This window comes from Aeromonas genomosp. paramedia (assembly GCF_023093515.1).
Classification (GTDB): Bacteria; Pseudomonadota; Gammaproteobacteria; order Enterobacterales; family Aeromonadaceae; genus Aeromonas.
In genome coordinates this window covers 1-590 of sequence record NZ_JAAROG010000047.1, presented here as the reverse complement: position 1 = coordinate 590, position 590 = coordinate 1, and the positions used below count along the sequence as shown (strand labels likewise).

Annotated in this window: 1 protein-coding gene; it reads left to right on the top strand. The window is 65.6% G+C overall.

Going from position 1 to position 590, the window contains the following annotated elements:
* A partial coding sequence (locus HB860_RS21970; RefSeq protein ID WP_247627955.1) for a DUF5801 repeats-in-toxin domain-containing protein occupies window positions 1-590 on the top strand: 590 nt, incomplete at both ends.

Here is a 590-nt window from a genome sequence, read left to right as displayed (position 1 = left end):
TGATGACAGCGTCAGCCTGACCCTGAACAGCGGCGTGCTGACCCTGGTGCAGACCGTTACCGATGCCGATGGCGACAGCGCCAAGGCCAGCATCGATCTGGGCACCGGCGGCGTGTTCCGCTTCGAGGACGATGGTCCGACCGCAGGACTGGCCACTCAGGCTCCGAGTCTGGGGTCAGTGAAGGTGGACGAGAGTCTGCCGGCACTGGGCGGCGTGGGCGGTGACGGTATCGCCAGCGCGACCCTGACGGCGGGCACGGTGCAAGCCCAGTTCAGCCATGCCTTCGGCGCAGACGGGGCGGGCAACATCGGCTATAACCTGGCCCTCAGCGGCAGCAATGTGGCGAGCGGCCTCTATGCGGTTGATCCGCTGGCCGCCAATGGCCAGGGCGCGCAGATCCTGCTCAACCAGGTAGGCAATGTCATCACCGGCAGCGCCAACGGGGTGAGCTACTTCACCCTCACCATAGATCCGGCCACTGGCGCCGTGACCCTGAACCTGCTGGACAATGTCTGGCACGGCAATACCGGCAGCCATGATGACAGCGTCAGCCTGACCCTGAACAGCGGCGTGCTGACCCTGGTGCAGA